This is a genomic window from Aeromonas sp. 600774 (genome assembly GCF_049175075.1).
Classification (GTDB): domain Bacteria; phylum Pseudomonadota; class Gammaproteobacteria; order Enterobacterales; family Aeromonadaceae; genus Aeromonas; species Aeromonas veronii_A.
In genome coordinates this window covers 162167-181062 of record NZ_JAAKUJ010000009.1, presented here as the reverse complement: position 1 = coordinate 181062, position 18896 = coordinate 162167, and the positions used below count along the sequence as shown (strand labels likewise).

Below are 18896 nucleotides of genomic sequence, written 5' to 3'. Positions count from 1 at the left end.
CGCGACCTTTCAGGCAGACCTCTGATGGTTCCCTCTCCCTCCGGGAGAGGGCTAGGGTGAGGGCTGCTTGCGACTGTATATGCTGAATCATTACCCCCTGCATCCCTCCTTAAACAGGCAAAACGGCACAAAACAAGAGACCCCGCCGAAGCGGGGTCTCTTTTATCTTGTCTGCCGAGCAGGCAAGCACTTATCAGTGCTCGCGAGTCTGGCGGAACTCCACGTCCGGGTGACGCTCCTGAGCCAGGCGCAGGTTGACCATGGTCGGTGCGATATAGGTGAGGTTGTCACCGCCATCGAGGGCCAGGTTGACCTCGTTCTTGCGCTTGAACTCCTCGAACTTCTTGACGTCGGTGCCTTCCACCCAGCGGGCGGTGGAGACGTTGACCGCCTCGTAGATGGCCTCGACGTTGTACTCGCTCTTGAGGCGCGAAACCACCACGTCAAACTGCAGCACACCGACCGCACCGACGATGAGATCGTTGCTAATCAGCGGACGGAACACCTGTACCGCGCCCTCTTCGGAGAGCTGGACCAGCCCCTTGAGCAGCTGCTTCTGCTTGAGTGGGTCGCGCAGGCGGATGCGGCGGAACAGTTCCGGTGCAAAGTTCGGGATACCGGTGAACTTGAGATCTTCACCCTGGGTGAAGGTGTCACCGATCTGGATGGTACCGTGGTTGTGCAGACCGATGATGTCACCGGCGAAGGCGTCTTCCGCCTGCTCACGGTCACCGGCCATAAAGGTCACGGCGTCGGAGATGTTCACATCCTTGCCGATACGCACGTGGCGCATCTTCATGCCCTTGCTGTAGGTGCCTGATACGATACGCATAAAGGCGATACGGTCGCGGTGTTTCGGATCCATGTTTGCCTGGATCTTGAACACGAAACCGGAGAACTTCTCCTCGGTCGCCACCACTTCGCGGCTCTCGGCCTTGCGCGGCATGGGAGACGGCGCCCAGTCAGTCAGGCCATCCAGCATGTGGTCAACACCGAAGTTACCCAGTGCGGTACCGAAGAAGACCGGGGTCATCTCGCCAGCGATAAAGGCATCGTGATCGAACTCGGGAGAGGCGCCCTGCACCAGCTCCAGCTCGTCACGCAGCTGCTGAGCCAGATCTTCACCGACGGCGGCATCCAGATCCGGGTTGTTCAGCCCCTTGACCACCCGCTTCTCCTGGATGGTGTGGCCCTGACCGCTCTGATAGAGATATGTCTCATCCTTGTAGAGGTGATAGACACCCTTGAAGGATTTGCCGCAGCCGATGGGCCAGGTGATCGGGGCGCACATGATCTTCAGCTCGCGCTCTACTTCATCCATCACTTCCATCGGATCGCGCACTTCGCGGTCCAGCTTGTTCATGAAGGTGAGGATGGGGGTATCACGCAGACGGGTGACTTCCATCAGCTTGCGGGTCCGGTCTTCAACACCCTTAGCGGCGTCGATGACCATCAGGCAGCAGTCGACCGCGGTCAGGGTACGGTAGGTATCTTCAGAGAAGTCCTCGTGACCCGGGGTGTCGAGCAGGTTGACCAGACAATCGGCATAGGGGAACTGCATCACCGAGGTGGTGATGGAGATACCACGCTGCTTCTCCATCTCCATCCAGTCGGATTTGGCGTGCTGGCCCGAGCCACGGCCCTTGACGGTACCGGCGCGCTGAATGGCCTGTCCGAACAGCAGGACTTTCTCGGTGATGGTGGTTTTACCCGCATCCGGGTGCGAGATGATCGCAAAAGTGCGTCTCTTGGAGACTTCACTCAGAAATTCAGCTGACATAATTCAACGTTCTTCTATTGAGCGGTGGCATCAGCCACCGTGGGAATAAATCCGGAATGCCGCTCACGGCACATGTATACGCAACGAAAGCCACGCCAGCTGGCGTGTTGCCAACCTGGTGGAGAGAGGGAGGAGGGTTGCGTTACATTGGTCTTCTCGCCTGAGTCAAAGCAAAATTGCGCGACATTATACCCGCGCGAGTGAAAAATACCCAGTCCGTCAGTCGTCTGTTTCCACCCGGTTGCGCCCGGCCCCTTTTGCCCGGTAGAGAGCCTCATCCGCACGCCGGATCAACGCGGCCAGATCCTGATCATCATCGCGCTGGCAGGCACACCCGATGCTGATGGTCACCGGATGGGACAAACCGGGCAACGCCCGTTGGCCGACCCTGGCGCGGATCCGCTCAGCCAAACGGGACGCCTCCTCCAGCCCCGTCTCCGGCAGCAGTGCCAAAAACTCCTCTCCACCGGTACGGCCCAGCAGATCCTGCTGCCGCAACTCTCTTGCCACCATTCTGGATACCCACTGCAGTACCCGATCTCCCTGATGATGACCCAGCGAATCGTTGATCCGCTTGAAGTGATCGATATCAAAAAGCAGCAGAGAAAAGGGCATTCGCTGCCTGCGGGCCAGCTCAAAGTGCTCGCGCCCATCCACCAGCACCCGACGCCGGTTATCGATGCCGGTCAGCTCATCGGTAAAGGCCAACCGATGCATCCGACGATTGCGCTCCAGCAACCATCTCATCGTCAGCAGAGCCACTCCACCGCAGAGCACCATCACCACCAGCAACCAGAAGCGACGCTCCTTGATCTGCGCCAGCTCCTGCCGCTGCAACTGCTGCTCGACCCGCAACCGCTTGTTCTCTTCCGCCTGGCGGGTCAGTTCAAACTGGCCGCGCACCCAGGCTGTACTCTGCTCTCGCTGCATCTGGTCGAGGCGCTGCTCTTGCACCAAATGATCCCGCAAGGCCGCCAGCGCAGCCGGATAGTTCCCTTGCAGCTCGAATGCTTCGCTGCGCACTGCGTAGAGATCCATCAGGTAACGAGTGTGCCCCTCAGCCTTCAGGATCGGTTCAATCTTCGCCAGTGCGCTCAAGGCCGGGGCCGGATCCCGCATTTTCACCTGCAGTTTGGCCATTACCAGCTCGAGATGGGCGTGGAGGGTAGGATCAACTTCAGGGGTGAGCACGCCTGCTGCCTGCGCCAGCAAGCGTCCGGCCTGCTCCAGGCGCGCCAGACCGAGCAGAGCCTCCGCCAGCATCACTTGACGATCCGCATGTTCAATCCGGTACTCGGGTTGTTGCAAAAAGGCGAGACTACGTTCGAGCTCCTGCTGCGCTTCCTGATAGCGCCCCGTCTCCAGATAGACCAGAGCCAGCTGCTCTCTCATCCTGGCCAAACCGAACCCGTCATGGTTGTGGGCAAAGTGTTCATGCAACCGGTTCAGGGTAGTGAGAGCCTCGGCATAGAGACCCATGCGGCGAAACGCGGCGGCAATCTCGAGCTGCGCCCGGTTATACCAGGTGGTCAATCCCAACCGTTCGTAGATGTCGTGCGCCCTAGTGAGATCCACCAGCCCCTGCCCTGACGCCCCCTGAAACGACAACATGGCTCCCCGGTGGGACAGCGCCAGCGCCTCCAGCTTGAGCACAGCGGCCTCCCCTGCCAACCGCAGCCCCTCATCATAATCCCGACGGGCTTGTGCCACCTCGCCGAGCAGCTGATTGAACCAGCCACGACAGATGAGCAACTCGGCAATGGCTGCGTCATCTCCCCGTTGTTGAGCCAGCACCAGTTGGCTGTCGGCATACGCAATCGCACGGCGAGACGCCTGGATGTCATCGGCAGATTGGGCCCAGCAAGCCAGACGACTGATCCGCATCAGCTGGGACGGTGGATAGTCGCTGCCATCCCGCAGCAAGCGAGCAACGCGCTCCCGCAGCAACTCGATAGGCTGATGGACCTGCTCCATCTCCTCCAGTTCATTTTCCAACTGCTCGGGGGACAAGGGTCTGGCTGCCAGCCCGAATACCGCCAGCAACAGCAGCAAGGCAAGTCGGCTCATAAACACTCCGGATGAATGGGGAAAGAGCAGCAGGCGACCCGATACCGGAAAATCACCCTGTAACAACGGCTGTAAAGGCTACCGCAAGGAGAGAGGACTTGAATGGGTTTCATCTCACATTTTACAGCAATATCATAACGTTGGAATGAGGAGGGGGATACAGAGCGAAAGAGGGGGCTGGCTCCCTCCCGGTAACTAATGATGCTGCCAGCGCCGCAGTAGCCGACCGCGCAGACCGCAATCGAGCAGCCAACTGTTGTCAAATACCCGCAGCAGCGCCTGCTTGGCGTGGCGGGACATGGCGACGGCGTGAAATCGGGTCTGGCGTTGACGATAGCAGTTCATCTGCTCGAGCAAGGCATGGGGCAGACTCTGAGCGATAAAGTCCGAGATAACCAGCACATCCGCCTTGGCAAAAGCGGGCTCATCGAGTTTGACCAGCGCCTTCTCCAGACAAGGCACCAGATCGGTACCACCGTGAAAGCTCATGGAGAGGAAGCGCTCCGCCTTGTCCAGTCCGGTATCGGCGGTGATCTCAAGGGTCGCCACCTCGGTAGAGAAGAGCATCAGGTAGCAACCGCGCTTCTCATCCATCGCCACCTTGAGCAGCGCAAGAAAGAGTGCCTTGGCACACTCCTCGGGATAGCCCCCCATGGAGCCGGAGGTATCGACACAGACGATAAAGGGGCCCCGCTGCTGCAACTGCTGCCCCCCCTGCTCCGGGGTGCGCAGCATGATGCGCTGGCGCGGCAAGGTGCCGCGTGACTGGTAACTGAGCAGGCGCCGCTCCAGATAGCGGCGGTAGAACTCCAGCTCCAGCTCCGGCAGCCCCAGCATCACCGCCTCGCTTGGCAGTAGCCGCATCAGGTCGCTCGCCTGGTGGATGCCCACCAGGTCGTCCGGCACATCGTCGCTGGGGGCGGGCTCCAGCTCCAGCACCTGAACCGGTGGCACCGGCTGCTCCTGCGCCCGGCGATCCCGCTCGCTGCGCCCGAGAAGAGCGGCAATCTCCGCCAGCAAGGGCTCGCGCTGCAACATACGGGCGTATTGCTTGACCAGCACCAGACTGCGTTTGTGCCAGTGCCCCTGCGCCAGATCCCAAAGGCCGCCCGCGGAAATCTGATTAGGATCAAGGGCATCAGCCAGGGTGCGACTCGCCAGCAGCTGATCTTCAATCTCCTGACGCTGCTTCTCCCGCTCCGCCTCGGCGATCTGCTGCTGCAGTTGCAGCAGGCTACCCACCAGACTGGCACGCCACTTGTCGATAAAGAGCTGGCGCAGCCCCTCGGTAGGATGGGCCATCAGCTGACGCACCAAGGAGCGTGCCTCACCGGCGAAGGGGCTGTAGTGATCCAGCGACTCCAGCAGAGTGGGCAAACGACCTATCAGTTCGGTCATCGGCAACTGTCGGTGCGCCTGATAGAGCAGGTACTCCTGCTCCAGCGCCACCGGCACCGGCTTGTGACGGATCTCCTCGCCAAGCTGCTCACCCCAGCTCTGCAGGCGCTTTTTCAGCAGCTTGCCCTGCAGCGGGGAGCGTTTGATAAATTCGGAGATCTTGGGCGACGCAGCAAGCAAAAGTGCCACCTCCCCTGCAAGCTCCCCTTCACCGATCAGGAGCCCCAGATCCAGCATGCCAATCTCAAGCATGAGCGCTCCTTACTCGTCCAGTCTTGGCAACCGCTCACGCCAATGCACCAACTCGCCACGCAGCAGTTCAAGATCCCGGTTCAGCACGAAGAAACTGTCCTCCACCTGTTGCAGCCAGCGCTGGGCAATAAATAGGTGCTGCCGATGACGCTCGAACAGAGTGCGCTGCTGTTTAAGCTCCTGCATCACCTTGCCGACCTGGACCAGTTGCTCGTCGAGCGCTTGCAGCCAGGGCGCCAGCACCACCTCGGGGATGGCGTTGCGCTCCATCAATACCAGCGGGATCTGCTGGCGCTGGATATCGAGCACCTGCAGGCGCAGCTCATCGTCCAGCACCAGCTCGTAATGCCCCTCTTTCGGGTTGCCGAACTCATAGCCCACCAGCGCCTCACCGGTCGGATGCCAATGGGAGAGCAGGGTACGATCGAACACCAGGGTGCTGGTAAGACGCTCAGGATCGCTGCCATCCAGCGGGGCCGGGGTGAGCAGATGGAAGTGTACCTGTTTACCAAAGGGTCTGGCATTGGCGAGCGGGATCTCGATCCCCCTCGCCCGACGGCCAAACCACTGTTTACGCTTGCGTGCCTTGCAGCAGAGACGCTGGGACACGCCCTGCTTGAGCTGTTTGAATTGATCCCGCAGCGCCAGCAGCTGGCGGGTCATCGCCAGTTGCTGATAACCATAGAGGCGGGAAAACTCGGTCATCATCTCCAGCAGGGCGGTACGAGACTCCTCGTCATGCCATAGACAGTCCTTGAACAGCAGCAGATCTACCGGCGCGACCTCGTCACGACCGTTGAAGAAGGCGCTCGCCTTGATAAGCCGTACCGCCTTCTTCCAGCGACGATCCGACACATAGCAGCGGTGGGCCAACTGGCTGTCGAGCTGCTGGCGCAGCTGATAGATGAGTTCGAAACAGGCATCCGGCAAGCGCACCTGTTCAATCTGGCTCTGCCACTGCTCGTACTCATCACCCCGGATCTGCAGGGATTCCGGCAAGTTCTGGTGGGCGTGACCATCGCTGGCCAACATGGATTGAAAGTTGGCTTTCTCTTGCACCCGATCCATCCAGATCCGCACCAGCATCCGGTCGTAAAGCGCTTCCAGCCCGCTATCCGGCGCCGGTAGTTCGTTGGATGCGGTCACCAGCAACCGCATCGGGATGGGGTGCTGGCTGTCGCCGTTGCGAAACTGTCGCTCGTTGATGGCGGTAAGCAGGGTGTTGAGGATGGCGGGGCCCGCCTTCCAGATCTCGTCGAGAAACACCACCTCGGCCTCTGGCAGATAACCAGCGGTGAGGCGCAGGTATTTGCCATCCTCTTTCAACGCCTGAATGGAGAGGGGGCCGAACACCTCCTCCGGCGTACTGAAACGGGTCATCAGGTATTCAAAGTGGCGGGCGTCGTGAAAGGCCAGCTTGAGGCGGCGTGCGATCAGGCTCTTGGCGATACCGGGTGGCCCCAGCAAGAAGACACTCTCGCCACTGAGGGCCGCCAGCAGACCGAGGCGCAGGGCATCCTGCCGTTCGTAGAGTCCCTCACCGAGGGCGGCCAGCAACCGGGGCAGGCGCTCCTGGATAGGAATAAGACGCGCAGGGTTCTTGGCTTGAGCTAAAGGCGACATAGAGACGGTTCCGAAGCTGGGATAATGATGACCCCAAGGCGTGATATCCATCTATTCGCCATAGGGTTTTGTCTGGTTATGATGGTTATTCTGGTATCTCTTGCCGCACAATACCCGCCTCTGGCAGGAAAAAAACCAAGGTCGGCGTGATACCGTATAGACATCGTGTTGCGCCCATGCATAGCCAGTGTCCTGATGGCACCATGCCAGCATGCGCCAGATGATGCGTTGCAAAGGGTGCAGCAAAAGCGGTTCGAGTGTACCCTGCGCAACACATTTTTCCCCAATGCAGATCAAGAGTGAGTCGCCTCAAATGCAAGATCCCGTTCGTCAGAGCATGTTGGCCCGCATGGGCATTCAAAGCTGGCAACTGCGTCGTCCGGCATTGCTGGGCGCAGACCCCGCTCGAGAGCTTGAGCAACATACCAGCCAGACAGCCCCCGCCACCAGCGCCCCGCTGCCCAGCGGCAAACTCTGGTTGCTGGCACCTCAGCTGCCTGCCACCACGCTGCTGGCGGATATCTGCCAGCTGCTCGGCATGACCCCCGAGGAGGTCTCACTGCTCAGCGAGCTGCCGCCTGCCGATCTGCAAACGGCGGGCGCCTCGCCGCTACTCTGGCTGACGGAGGCCAACCCGGAACGACCCGATGCGCTGATCTGTCCGCTAGACCCCAGCGCCGCGCAAAAGCGAGCCTTGTGGCAACAACTGCGCCGACATATGGCAAGTTCCACGGCATGATCCTGCATCCTGCCTTCAACATCCTCACTGAAGCAGCTCTATTTACCTGATTTTACAAAAGTTGTGTCTGACAACCCCGAGACATCCCCTATTCAGCTACCCGGAGTCACCATGCCTGAGTTTCGCCCCCTGCTCGAAGCCGATTTCGACCTTGTTTACCCCATTGAGCAGGCTGCCCACAAGGAGCCGTGGAGTGAGGCCAACCTGCTCTCCTGCTTCGGTCCTCGCTATCTCAACGGTTTGATGCTGGTCGATGGTCGCCCGGCCGGCTTCTATATCTCGGATCTGGTAGCCGGAGACAGTTCGCTGATGAACATCTGTGTCCATCCCGAATGTCAGGGCAAGGGGTTGGGAAGGGCACTGTTGCAAGCCTACCTGACTCGCAGCAAGCAAGCCGGTGCACAGGCCTGGTTCCTCGAGGTGCGGGCTGGCAACCAGACCGCCATCAACCTCTACGAGAGTGCCGGCTTTGCCGAGTATTGCCGACGCGCCGACTACTACGGCACCGGTAATGATCGGGAAGATGCGGTGCTGATGTCACGGCTGTTCGATTTCGGCTGATCCTGCCTGTTCATCACACTCAGGCACCTTGCCCTCTTCAATCGAGGGGGGCATTGTCCAGCGTCGGATCCTGCAAGGCGAGAGTGGTATGAACCACCGCCTCGAATCCGGCGGCAGAAAGCGGCATATAGAAGCCCCGCTGCCAGGTTTTCCCGGGCATCCAGATCTGCTGTATATCCACCACTATCTTGATCGGTTTAAGGGGTTGACCCGGCTGCTGGATATAGATGCCAGGCGGTGTGGCGACCTTGGGAAAGCGGCGCAGGATCTGCTCGCTGCCATCCCCCTTGCCCGGGTTGAGCCGCACCTTCACCAGCCGGGCAAGCGGGCCAGCCATCTCCTTGCTCTGCCAGAATTTCTTCTCCAGATCGCCGCAGCGGCGGCACTTGGGGGTCTCCAGCACATAGAGCAGCGGATAGCCCAACGCCAGCGCCTGTTGCTGCGCCTGCTGATACCCCTCGGCCCCCTGATACCAGGGATTGGCGGGCCCCTGTGATGACGTTCCGGCAAAGAACCAAAACGCAGCCCCCCCCACCACCATCAGCCCGACCGCGGCCAACGCCCCTTTCACCCACAGATTCATATCGTTAACCCTCTCTCTGCCTCATAGCAGTATCGGCCAGTCTGCGCAAAGGGAGAGCTATTTGCGCTCTTTGTGATCCAAGACAAACGGCGAACACTTGTAAGCTGTAATGTTGGAGTTTAAACTCTAGCCCGATTTTTAGTGCCCTCGCGGGCGTACAACTGTAATTAAAGGATGTTTAACTGATGCCGAAGCTTCATCTGGTTCGACTGATGCGTGAACGTATTGCCCAGCTTGGCAACAAGGCTGCCCTGCGGGTTCAGCAAGATGGCCAGTGGCGCGCCATCGGCTGGCGTACTCTGGGCCAGGCCATGGACTACTGCGCACAGGCGCTGATCCGTGCCGGCCACCAGCCAACCGAAATGGTCGGCATCTATGCCCGCAACATGCCGGAGTGGACCCAGGCCGATCTCGGCATCCTTGCTGCCCGCGGTGTCAGCGTCCCTATCTACCCCACCAGCACCCTCGATCAGCTGCGCTACATCGTCAAAGATGCCGGCATCAAGGTACTGTTCGTTGGCGAACAACCCCAGTTCGATCAGGCGCTGCAACTGATTGAAAGCGGCGAGATCCGCCAGCTCATCGCCCTCGACGGCAGCGTCAACCTGCGCGGCTGCGAGCAGGCGAGCCACTTCCAGACATTTCTGGTCTCCGGCAACCATCAGCCCAGCGAGCAGGAACTGCGAGTACGGGAAACCCAGTACCGGATGGATGATCTGCTGACCCTGATCTACACCTCCGGCACCACAGGCGAGCCCAAGGGGGTCATGCTCGACTTCAGCAACATCGCCGCCTGTTTCGAGATGCACAACAGCCGCCTCGATCTGAACGAGCAGGATGTGTCGCTCTGCATGCTGCCGCTCAGCCACGTGTTCGAGCGGGCATGGAGCTACTACGTGCTCTACTGCGGTGCCGAGAACGTCTATATCCGCGATCCACAGAAGGTGATGGATGTGATTGGCGAGGTGCAGCCGACCGTAATGTGCGCCGTGCCGCGCCTCTACGAGAAGGCCTACGCCATGATCCAGGCCAAAGTTGCTCAGGCTCCGGCTCTGCGCCGCGCCCTGTTTGGCTGGGCGACCAAGGTCGGCAAGCAGATGGTTGCCACCCGTCAGGCGGGCAAGTCCGCCTCCCCGCTGCTCTATGGCCAGCTCTGGCTCGCCGAGCGACTGGTGTTTCGCAAGCTGCGCGCCCGCTTCGGCGGCCGCACCCGCTTCCTGCCAGTGGCGGGCGCCCGCCTGGCCGACGATGTGAACCTCTTCTTCCAGGCGATGGGGCTCAACCTCAAGTACGGCTACGGCATGACCGAGACCACCGCCACCGTCTGCTGCTACGAGGATAGCCAGTTCAAGTTGGGCTCCATCGGCACGGCACTGAACGGCATCGAAGTGAAGCTGGGTGAGAACAACGAGCTGCTGGTGCGTTCCCCCACCGTAATGCGCGGCTACTACAACAAGCCGGACGCCACCGCCGAAGTGATGACCGAAGATGGCTTCCTGCGTACCGGCGATGCCGGTGAGCTCGATAGCCAGGGCAATATCTACTTCACCGAGCGCCTCAAGGAGCTGATGAAGACCTCCAACGGCAAGTACGTAGCACCGCAGCTGGTGGAAGGGACCATCGGCAAGGATCGCTTTATCGAGCAGATCGCCATCGTCGCCGATGCCCGCCACTTCGTCTCGGCGCTGATCGTCCCCTGTTTCGAGTCGCTTGAGGAGTACGCCCGCTCCATCAACCTGCAGTACCAGTGCAAGACCGAGCTGCTGCGCCACTCCCGGGTGATGGAGTTCTTCGAGGCCCGCATCGCCGACTTGCAAAAAGAGCTGGCCAAGTTCGAGCAGGTGAAGAAGTTCACCCTGCTGCCGAGCGCCTTCTCCATGGAGCTGGGTGAACTGACCCCCACCATGAAGCTGCGCCGCAAGATCATCGAGGCAAAATACCAGAGCGAAATCGAGGCCATGTATAACCACGTCTGATATCGCTCAGGTTCAGAGAAATCAAAAAGCCGCTCACTCGAGCGGCTTTTTGTTGGCACCTTGGTTGGTATGAACCAGCCTTCAGGCCGTGGGGGTACTGGTTCCGAAGTAGTCGGCCAGGAAGTCATCGAACGACAGGCTGTCGCTGCGCTCGCGTTCGCGCTGCTTGGCCAGCGAATCCTTCGCCTCACCGGCAAAGTAGGCTTCATCCCAGTATTGCAGCTCCCCTGCCAGCAGCTCCTCCCGATAGCGGGTAGCCAGCTTGTCGCCATAGCAGCCGTTGTCCTTGCCGCTCTCCAGCAACTCCCTGAGCATGCGGGCGGAGTAGGTGAGCTCGGGGTCGAGCAGCTTCTCGCGGTGCATCGCCAGCGTCTCGCGATAGCGGTTGCGGCCACAGCAGCGATCCAGCAGGTCGGCCACCTGAGCCAGCTCGTCAAACAGTTTAAGGCCGTACTCTTTGAGGCCAATGGCATTGCCCTGCTCATCTTCCAGCGTCAGGTCGGGACGACGTCCCTCCAGCACCACCTTGTTCTGGTTGCGGCGGTTGCGGGCAATCTCTTCGTCACTCAGCACCGGAGAGGGGCGCAGCAGGCACCAGACCAGGAACAGATCGAAGAAGCGGATCTGATCCGCATCGATGCCGAGCGGGGTGAAGGGGTTGACGTCCACGGTACGCAGCTCGATGTATTCGATGCCGCGCTGATCCAGCGCATCCGAAGGCTTCTCGCCGCTGCGCGGAGTACGCTTGGGGCGGATCGGGGCGTAGAGCTCATTCTCCAGCTGCAACACGTTGTCGTTGAGCTGACGATACTCCCCATCCACCTTGACCCCGATCTTGGCAAAGTCGGGATTGTGGGTGTTAATGGCGCGGCGCAGGCTGCTGACATAGGCCGGCAGATTGTCGTGGCTGATCTTGAGCCCAGCCTGGGCGCTGTTGGTATAGCCAAGATCGGAGAGACGCAGCGCGGTGGCGTAAGGCAGATAGAGGGTGCCCTTGCCGGTCTTCTCGAACGGCAGGTTGCTCTTGCGCCCTTTGAGGAAGGATTCGCAGATGGCCGGGGAGGCGCCGAACAGATAGGGCACCAGCCAGCCGAAGCGGTAGACGTTGCGAATAAGCCCCATGTACTTGTCGGAGATAAAGCGCTGGCTGCAGCACCCTTCGCACACCAGATCCTGCCACTCGCTCCAGAAGCTGTCGGGCATGGAGAAGTTGAAGTGCACCCCGGCGATCACCTGCATCAGGCTGCCGTAGCGGTTCTTCAAGCCCTGACGGTAGAGAGTCTTCATCTTGCCGATGTTGGAGCTGCCGTACTGGGCCAGCCGGATGCTCTCTTCCCCACCGACGAAGCAGGGCATGGAGAGCGGCCAAATCCGCTCGTCACCCAGATGCTGAATCACATGGTGATGGATATCGCCGAGCTGCTCCATCAGGCTATCGATGGAGTCGGTGGCCGGGGTGATGAACTCCAGCAGGCTCTCCGAGTAGTCGGTGGTGATATTGGGATGGGTCAGGGCCGAGCCCAGCGCCCGGGGATGGTCACTCTGGGCGAGTCGGCCATCCGGCGTGATGCGCAGGCATTCACGTTCGATCCCGCGCCGGATCCCCTTGAGCGCGGTCAGGCGCTCCGGTGATCCCAACGCATTCAGCAACTCGGTGAGCGACAAGCTTGTTGTAGTCATATTCACGGCTCATGTGAGGCCGCCCCATCCGGGGCGGCTCTTGATTTTTATAAAGCGTCAGTTACGGCAACTGCAGCGGATAGATGGGAAGATGAAGCTCCTTCAGGGGTTTTTCAAGCTTTTGCTTGTCTCCCACCACCACGATCACCATATCGGCCGGATTGAGCCAACGGGCGGCACTGGCCTTCAGCGCCTCGGGCGACACCGTCTTGATCAGGTTGTTCTGGGCCTGCACATAGTCCGGTTTCAGGTCATACATCACCATCTGCAGCAGGAAGCCCGCCTTCTGGCCCAAGGTCTCGTAAGAGAGGGCATCCTGCTGGGAGACCGCGCTGCGCATATAGGCCAGCTCCACCGGTGTCGGGCCGCTCTTGCGGTAGTTGTCCATCTCCTTGAGGAACTGGCGGATGGCATCCACGGTTGCATCGGCCCGCACATTGGCACCGGTGGCGAAGGTGCCCACCTCGCGGTTGGCGGAGAAGCCCGAGCTGGCGCCGTAGGTGTAGCCCTTGTCTTCCCGCAGGTTGAGATTGATGCGGCTGTTGAAGTTACCACCCAGGTTGAAGTTCATCAGCCCGGCGGTGAAGTAATCCCCCGTGGTATCAAACGGCATGGCGCGACGACCGATGCGGATCACCGACTGGGGCGCCCCCGGCTTGTCGACCAGATAGATGCCCGGCTTGGCCTGCTCACCCTTGAGCTTGAGATCCCCCAGGGTTGGCGTTGCCCCCTTCCACTCGGTCAGGAAGCCAAGTTGCTCCTCGATCTGCTTCTGGTCCACATCACCGACCACAACCACTTTGGCGTTGGTGGGGTTGTAGTAGGCCTGATAGAAGTGCTTCACGTCCGCCAGGGTCAGCTTGGCCACATCGGCCGGTACCCCGTCGGTAGGTTGCCCGAGGCGGTTCTGCTTGCCGTAGACCAGTTCGCGGAACGCCTGCCCGGCCAGCCACTCGGGCTGCTGCTGGGCCTGTTGCATCCCTTGCAGCAGCTGCGCCTTGACCCGCTCGAAGTCCGCCTCCCGCATGCCCGGGCGCTCCAGCACCTCGCGCACCAGCGCCAGGGTCTGGGGCAACTTGTCCGCCAGCGAGCTGACGGTGATGAGGTTGTTGTACTGGGCGCTGGAGACATCAATGCTTGAGCCCAGCTTTTGCAGCTCGTCGCTCAGCTGAGCCTCGGTCAGGCGCACCGTGCCCTGCCCCATCATGGCGGCAGTCAGATTGGCCAGCCCAAGCTGCCCCTTATCTTCGGCACGAATACCGCCCGGCAGGGCGATCATGATGGAGACGGCCGGGATCTCGTCACTCTTGGTGCCGATGATCTCGATGTTCTTGTCGAGCTTGCCGTGCCAGATGGCGGGCACCTTGACGCTCACCGCCTCACTCGCCTTGGGCTGCACGCTGCGATCGAAATTGTCTTTAACCGGTCGTTCGGCCAGCGCTTCGTCATGCTTGCTGTAATCCGGCAGCTCGCGCTTGGCGGGAGTAAAGTTCGGGGTGGCAACCTGCCACTCGGTCTTGCCCTTGGGCACCACGCTCAGCACCACCGCCGGCTTGTCGGCGATGAACTTGTCGTAGGCGGCCTTCACCTGCTCCGGTGTCACCTTGCCGATGGCATCGAGGGTCTTGAACACATAGTTGGGGTCCTGGGCAAACACCTGACCCATGGCGAGCTGGCTCACCTTGCCGGATACGCTGTCCAGACCCCAGATGGCGGAGGCGCGGTACTTGGCGATCGCCTTCTCCAGATCTTCCGGTTTGAGGCCGCGCTGGGCGAACTCGCCGATCACCTTGTCCACCTCCCCCTTGAGGGTCTTGAGGCTGCCATCCTGCGACGGATTGGGATAGGCGTAGACGGTCAGGGTACAGGCCAGCTCTTCGCAGTAGTGAGACGCCCCCACATCGATCGCCTTGCCGGTTTTCACCAGCGACTGGTAGAGCATGGAGCTGGCGGAACCGCCCAGCACGTCGGCAAACATGTCGAGCGCAGGCTCCTGCGGATCACCAAGGGAGACGGTGGGGTAGCTGATATAGAGCAGCGGCAGGTGCACCTTGTCCTGCAACGTCACGTAGCGGGTCTCGGGCAGAGTCACCGGCCTTGGCGTCGGCTCGGCCACGTCCGGGCCGCGCGGGATGGAGCCGAAGTATTTCTCGATCCATTCGAGAGCCTGCTTGCTGTCAAAGTCGCCGCCCAGAGTCAGGGTGGCGTTGTTGGGGCCATACCAGCGCAGGAAGAACTGCTTGAGGTCGTTCACATCGACCCGGTCGAGATCTTCCACGTAACCGATAGGCTGCCAGGAGTAGGGGTGAGTACGCGGATAGAGCGCCTCCCCCACCTTCTCGCTCACCAACCCGTACGGCTGGTTGTCGACCCGCTGGGCCCGCTCGTTCTTGACGGTGGCGCGCTGGATCTCGAACTTCTTCTGGCTCACCGCATCGAGCAGGAAGCCCATCCGATCTGCCTCCAGCCAGAGCACTTTTTCCAACTGGTTGGCAGGCACAGTCTCGTAGTAGTTGGTGCGGTCCTTGTTGGTGGTGCCGTTCATGTCGCCACCGGCCTCGTTGATGATCCGCATATGCTCCTGATCACCGACGTGTTTCGAGCCCTGGAACATCATGTGCTCAAAGAAGTGGGCGAAACCGGACTTGCCGACAGTCTCGCGGGATGAACCGACGTGATAGGTCACATCGAGGTGCACCAGCGGATCGGAGCGGTCAGGGGCCAGGATCACGGTCAGGCCGTTGTCCAGCTTGTACATCTGGTAGGGGATGGCGAGCTTGCCCTCCTCCTTGCCCTGTTCGGCAATCAGGGTCGGTGCCGCCAGCACCGGCAGGGTGAAGCCCAGCAGAATCGTTAAAGGTATGACTTTGTTCACGGTAACCTCGTGAGTGACAAAAACAGGCTAGAAAATGTGACTGGCCAGCAGAAAAACCAGGGCATAACGGAACAATTTGCCGAGCCCGATCAGAATGAGAGAGCGCCAGAAGGAGAGGCGCAGCCAACCGGCCAGCAGACAGAGACCATCACCGACCACCGGCGTCCAGGCAAGCAGCAGACACCAGTGACCATGTTGTTTGAGCCAGCCTAAGGCTTTTTGTTCCCCACGGCCTTGAAAATCTTCCGGTTTTTTCTTGAAGGTGGCGAGCCAGCCGAGCCACCAGGTGGTCATGGAGCCGAGGGTATTGCCCAGCGTCGCCCACAGCAGCAGGCTCGCCATGCTCCACTCCCCCTTGGCCGCCATGGCCCCCAGCAGCACTTCGGAGCTACCGGGCAGCAGGGTGGCGGAGGTAAAGGCGCTTAAAAAGAGCCACCCCAGCCCCATCTCCATTAGCTCATTCATGATGCGCGTCCCCACCCCCCAGGCAAGGACGCGAGGCGCTCAATAACAGCCACACCATGTGCCATCTCCATCATCTCGCTCATCCCGGATAGCCATCGGCCGCAGGCATCCGTAGCAGCAGCTTGCCGCGCACATGGCCCCCTTCGATGGCCTGATGGGCCAGCGCCCCCTCGGCCAGGGGGAATTCACCGGCGAGGGTAACCTTAACCTCACCCTGACGCAGCAGCATCAACATCTGCCCCAGCTGCTTCTGGTCGGGGTGAACCAGCATGCCGACCACCTCGATCCCCGCCGCAGCCCCAGCATCCTTGATCAACTGGGCGGTAATGGTAGGCACAGTCACCAAGCGACCACCCGACTTGACGCAGGCCAGCGCCGCCTTGCCGCTCTCGCCGCCCACCAGATCCAGCACCAGATCGACCTGACCGGCCTCTGCCACCACTCGTGCCGGCCAGTTCGCATCGTGGTAATCCACCATCCAGCGCGCCCCCAGTGCGTGCAGGAAGCCATGGTTGTCCGGGCTGGCGGTAGCCACCACCTCGGCGCCATAGGCGCTGGCAAACTGCACCGCCAGATGGCCGACACCACCGGCACCGGCGAGGATCAATACCCGCTGACCGCTCTGGAGGCCGCCGTGCTCAAGCAGCCCCTGCCAGGCGGTGAGACCGGCCAGCGGCAGCGCCGCCCCCTGCTGCAGGCTCACCCCGTCGAGTTTGACCAGCTCGCTCTCGCTTGCCACCACAGACTCCCCGTAGCCACCGGCGGTAAGAGGAAAACCGACCATGCCGCACACCAAATCCCCCTCGACCAGCGAGGTCACGCCGGGGCCCACCTTCTCTACCACGCCGGAGACGTCATAACCCGGTGTCCAGGGCAGCTTGTCCTTGTTCTGGGCCGCCGCCCAGCCAAGACCGGCGCGAGTTTTGGCATCGATGGGGTTAACCCCTGCAAAGCAGATGCGCACCCGCACTTCGCCATCGGCTGGCACCTTATCGAGGGAAGGGTTGAGCTTGAGTACCGAGGGGTCACCGAATGCGGTAATCTGTAGTTGCGTCATTGCACAATCCATCCTGTTGATTGATCAAGGGTCAACAGAATAACAGCGAGGACACCATGGCTCGAATGTTTCTTATTCCTCTGTTGCTGGCACTGGGGTGGTGGGCGTTTCTGCTCTACTTCCGCATCCCGCTCAAACAGGGGGCCAAGGGGTTTTACTGGATCATCGGCATCGGTGGCGGACTAGCCGCCTTCCTCAGCCTGATGATGGTGCTGACTCACTGAGTGCCAAGCCACTCGATAACGAAAAAGGCCACCGAGTTTCGGTGGCCTTCTCACTATCCGGCTTGCTGCTCCAGCGCCGGATTGAGGTAGTAGTGGCGATTGCTCCCCTGCCCCAGCACCCCCTGCGACAGCAGGTGGTGGAACACCCGATCCACCTCCTCCAACGAGAGTGACAAAGCCTGCGCCACCGAGCGCTTGCTGCACTTGAGCTCACCACTCATCAGCGCACCGCGCACCTGCTCCAGCACTTCGGGGGCTGGCTCTGGGGGCATGATGGGTTCGGGCTGGGCAGCCATCGCCAACGCCTCCTGCGCCTCTCTGCGAGCTTGATCCTGCTGCCAGCGCCACATCCGGCGAAAGCGGTTCTCCTCGCCGATCAGACTGACGAAAAAGGCACCGAACACGTCGAGCAACACCGAGAGGAAGCAGACCAGCAGGAACTGCACCTGACTGATGCTCATCCCCACCCCGTCCGCCAGACTGCTCATCAACCCCAGCATGGAGGATTGTTCGTTGACCGGTTTGGCATCGCGCTGCTGACGCAGCTCATCCTGCTGCAAGCGCAGCTTGGTATTGGCGTGCTGCAACGAGGAGACGCCACTGGAGATGCGCTCCAGCTCGATATATTTGCGGGCCGCCTCCTCGTTGAGCTGGATCTGCCGCTCGATGCTGGCGATCTGCTCGTCGAAACGGGCGAGTTCCCGCTCGTGGCGCGCCTGCTGGCTCAGTACCGTGTTGGTGGCGCTGTTGATGCCACCAATACTGCCGCCGATGGAGATGGCAGCCAGCACGCTGTAGAACAACAGCGACCAGAAAGCGCCACTCAAATCCCGCCGCGCCTTGCGCTCGCCGTACTCGTACCAGACGTAAAACTTGCCCAGCTCGAAGATGATGGCCAAGCCGCCGAACAGCCACTTCATCAGCGGGTTGTCATCGATGGAGAGGAACAGCAGCAGGGAGAAGATAATGGAAGCCAGAATGGCCAACCCGGTGAAACTGTATACCGTCGTCAGAGCGAACCACCCCTTGGGGTAGCGCTGTGTGGAGGAGTCCTGTGTGGTCATGATGAAGGGGTGTGCTGTGCAGGAAAAGTTGGCTGCCGATTATAGTCGCCAGACTCGCACAGAGAAGGGCAAATGACTGAATTCCTTCAGATTGGCAACCAGCTGCCCAGAGTGCGACCAAAACGGACAAATCGGCAGCAGAAAAGCGATACAATTCCTCCCTGACTTGATCATCTGGTGAGATGAGGTGCGATTCCGCCCGGGTTCAGCCCAGATCCGTACACTCATCCACCGTTGCAATTATCCGAGGCCATCATGAACAGTACGACCACCTTGCTACTCTCCCTTCTTCTGGTTACCGGCGGCGCCGCTGCGACACAGCAATATCCAGAGAGCGGTGGCACCGAATTTTCCGTCGATGAGCTTAAATTCAATCTGGACTGGGATGACAAACAGTTCGGCTGGACCCAGAACGACTGCCTCACTCTGGATATCGGGGAGACCTCCTCCGTCGACTGCAAGGCGGTCAAATTCAATCTGGAAGATGAAGAGAATCGCAACCAGCCACCGAAAACCAACCAGGTCCCAGCCAACTCGCAGAGCGACCAGTAA

At 60.6% G+C, this 18896-nt stretch carries 15 protein-coding genes; 5 read left to right on the top strand and 10 right to left on the bottom strand.

What is annotated here, in order from left to right; all coding sequences use genetic code 11:
• Positions 1–193: 193 nt before the first annotated feature.
• The 4 genes from prfC to G5171_RS11815 all read right to left on the bottom strand — a co-directional run bounded on the left by prfC (position 194) and on the right by G5171_RS11815 (position 7120).
• Positions 194–1780 (bottom strand): peptide chain release factor 3, encoded by a 1587-nt coding sequence (prfC, locus tag G5171_RS11830; RefSeq protein ID WP_005340517.1) that lies wholly within the window; start codon positions 1778–1780, stop codon positions 194–196.
• A gap of 219 nt (positions 1781–1999) precedes the next feature.
• Positions 2000–3847 carry a diguanylate cyclase gene (locus G5171_RS11825; RefSeq protein ID WP_421260219.1) on the bottom strand — a complete coding sequence of 616 codons (1848 nt, stop codon included), beginning with the start codon at positions 3845–3847 and terminating at the stop codon, positions 2000–2002.
• 195 nt (positions 3848–4042) lie between these two features.
• Positions 4043–5497 carry an ATPase RavA stimulator ViaA gene (gene viaA, locus G5171_RS11820; protein WP_421260218.1) on the bottom strand — a complete coding sequence of 485 codons (1455 nt, stop codon included), beginning with the start codon at positions 5495–5497 and terminating at the stop codon, positions 4043–4045.
• A 9-nt stretch (positions 5498–5506) separates the two neighbouring features.
• A complete protein-coding gene (locus G5171_RS11815) occupies positions 5507–7120 on the bottom strand; it encodes an ATPase RavA domain-containing protein (RefSeq protein ID WP_236347561.1) in 1614 nt (537 codons plus the stop codon).
• Positions 7121–7433: 313 nt separating this feature from the next.
• Here G5171_RS11815 and G5171_RS11810 point away from each other — a divergent pair, with 313 nt between their 5' ends.
• Positions 7434–7859, top strand: coding sequence for a DNA polymerase III subunit psi (locus G5171_RS11810; protein ID WP_216980114.1), 426 nt, complete (start codon positions 7434–7436; stop codon positions 7857–7859).
• Positions 7860–7970: 111 nt separating this feature from the next.
• Positions 7971–8420 (top strand): ribosomal protein S18-alanine N-acetyltransferase, encoded by a 450-nt coding sequence (rimI, locus tag G5171_RS11805; RefSeq protein WP_216980113.1) that lies wholly within the window; start codon positions 7971–7973, stop codon positions 8418–8420.
• Between the two features lie 37 nt (positions 8421–8457).
• On the opposite strand, the gene G5171_RS11800 is transcribed toward rimI, so the two are convergent.
• Positions 8458–8961, bottom strand: a complete 504-nt coding sequence (locus G5171_RS11800; RefSeq protein WP_421260228.1) for a hypothetical protein — start codon at positions 8959–8961, stop codon at positions 8458–8460.
• Between the two features lie 227 nt (positions 8962–9188).
• On the opposite strand from G5171_RS11800, the gene G5171_RS11795 reads away from it, so the two are divergent.
• The gene (locus G5171_RS11795; RefSeq protein ID WP_167573616.1) at positions 9189–10979 is read left to right on the top strand and encodes an AMP-dependent synthetase/ligase; all 1791 of its coding nucleotides are present in this window, start codon (positions 9189–9191) and stop codon (positions 10977–10979) included.
• 81 nt (positions 10980–11060) lie between these two features.
• On the opposite strand, the gene gshA is transcribed toward G5171_RS11795, so the two are convergent.
• The 4 genes from gshA to G5171_RS11775 form a co-directional block, all read right to left on the bottom strand.
• On the bottom strand, positions 11061–12659 hold the full coding sequence (gene gshA / locus G5171_RS11790; RefSeq protein ID WP_421260217.1) for a glutamate--cysteine ligase: 1599 nt from the start codon (positions 12657–12659) through the stop codon (positions 11061–11063).
• A 61-nt stretch (positions 12660–12720) separates the two neighbouring features.
• Complete coding sequence (locus tag G5171_RS11785; RefSeq protein WP_421260216.1) at positions 12721–15534, bottom strand: M16 family metallopeptidase; 2814 nt, start codon at positions 15532–15534, stop codon at positions 12721–12723.
• 27 nt (positions 15535–15561) lie between these two features.
• Entirely contained in the window at positions 15562–15999 is a 438-nt protein-coding gene (locus tag G5171_RS11780) for a YqaA family protein (protein WP_101531118.1), read from the bottom strand.
• A gap of 79 nt (positions 16000–16078) precedes the next feature.
• On the bottom strand, positions 16079–17056 hold the full coding sequence (locus tag G5171_RS11775; protein WP_421250774.1) for an NADP-dependent oxidoreductase: 978 nt from the start codon (positions 17054–17056) through the stop codon (positions 16079–16081).
• A gap of 56 nt (positions 17057–17112) precedes the next feature.
• Between G5171_RS11775 and G5171_RS11770 the strand changes: the two genes are divergently transcribed.
• Positions 17113–17280, top strand: a complete 168-nt coding sequence (locus G5171_RS11770) for a hypothetical protein (RefSeq protein ID WP_005308905.1) — start codon at positions 17113–17115, stop codon at positions 17278–17280.
• Positions 17281–17333: 53 nt separating this feature from the next.
• On the opposite strand, the gene G5171_RS11765 is transcribed toward G5171_RS11770, so the two are convergent.
• On the bottom strand, positions 17334–18344 hold the full coding sequence (locus G5171_RS11765) for a Preprotein translocase subunit SecY (protein ID WP_421250773.1): 1011 nt from the start codon (positions 18342–18344) through the stop codon (positions 17334–17336).
• A gap of 255 nt (positions 18345–18599) precedes the next feature.
• Here G5171_RS11765 and G5171_RS11760 point away from each other — a divergent pair, with 255 nt between their 5' ends.
• Positions 18600–18896, top strand: coding sequence for a hypothetical protein (locus G5171_RS11760; RefSeq protein ID WP_040067567.1), 297 nt, complete (start codon positions 18600–18602; stop codon positions 18894–18896).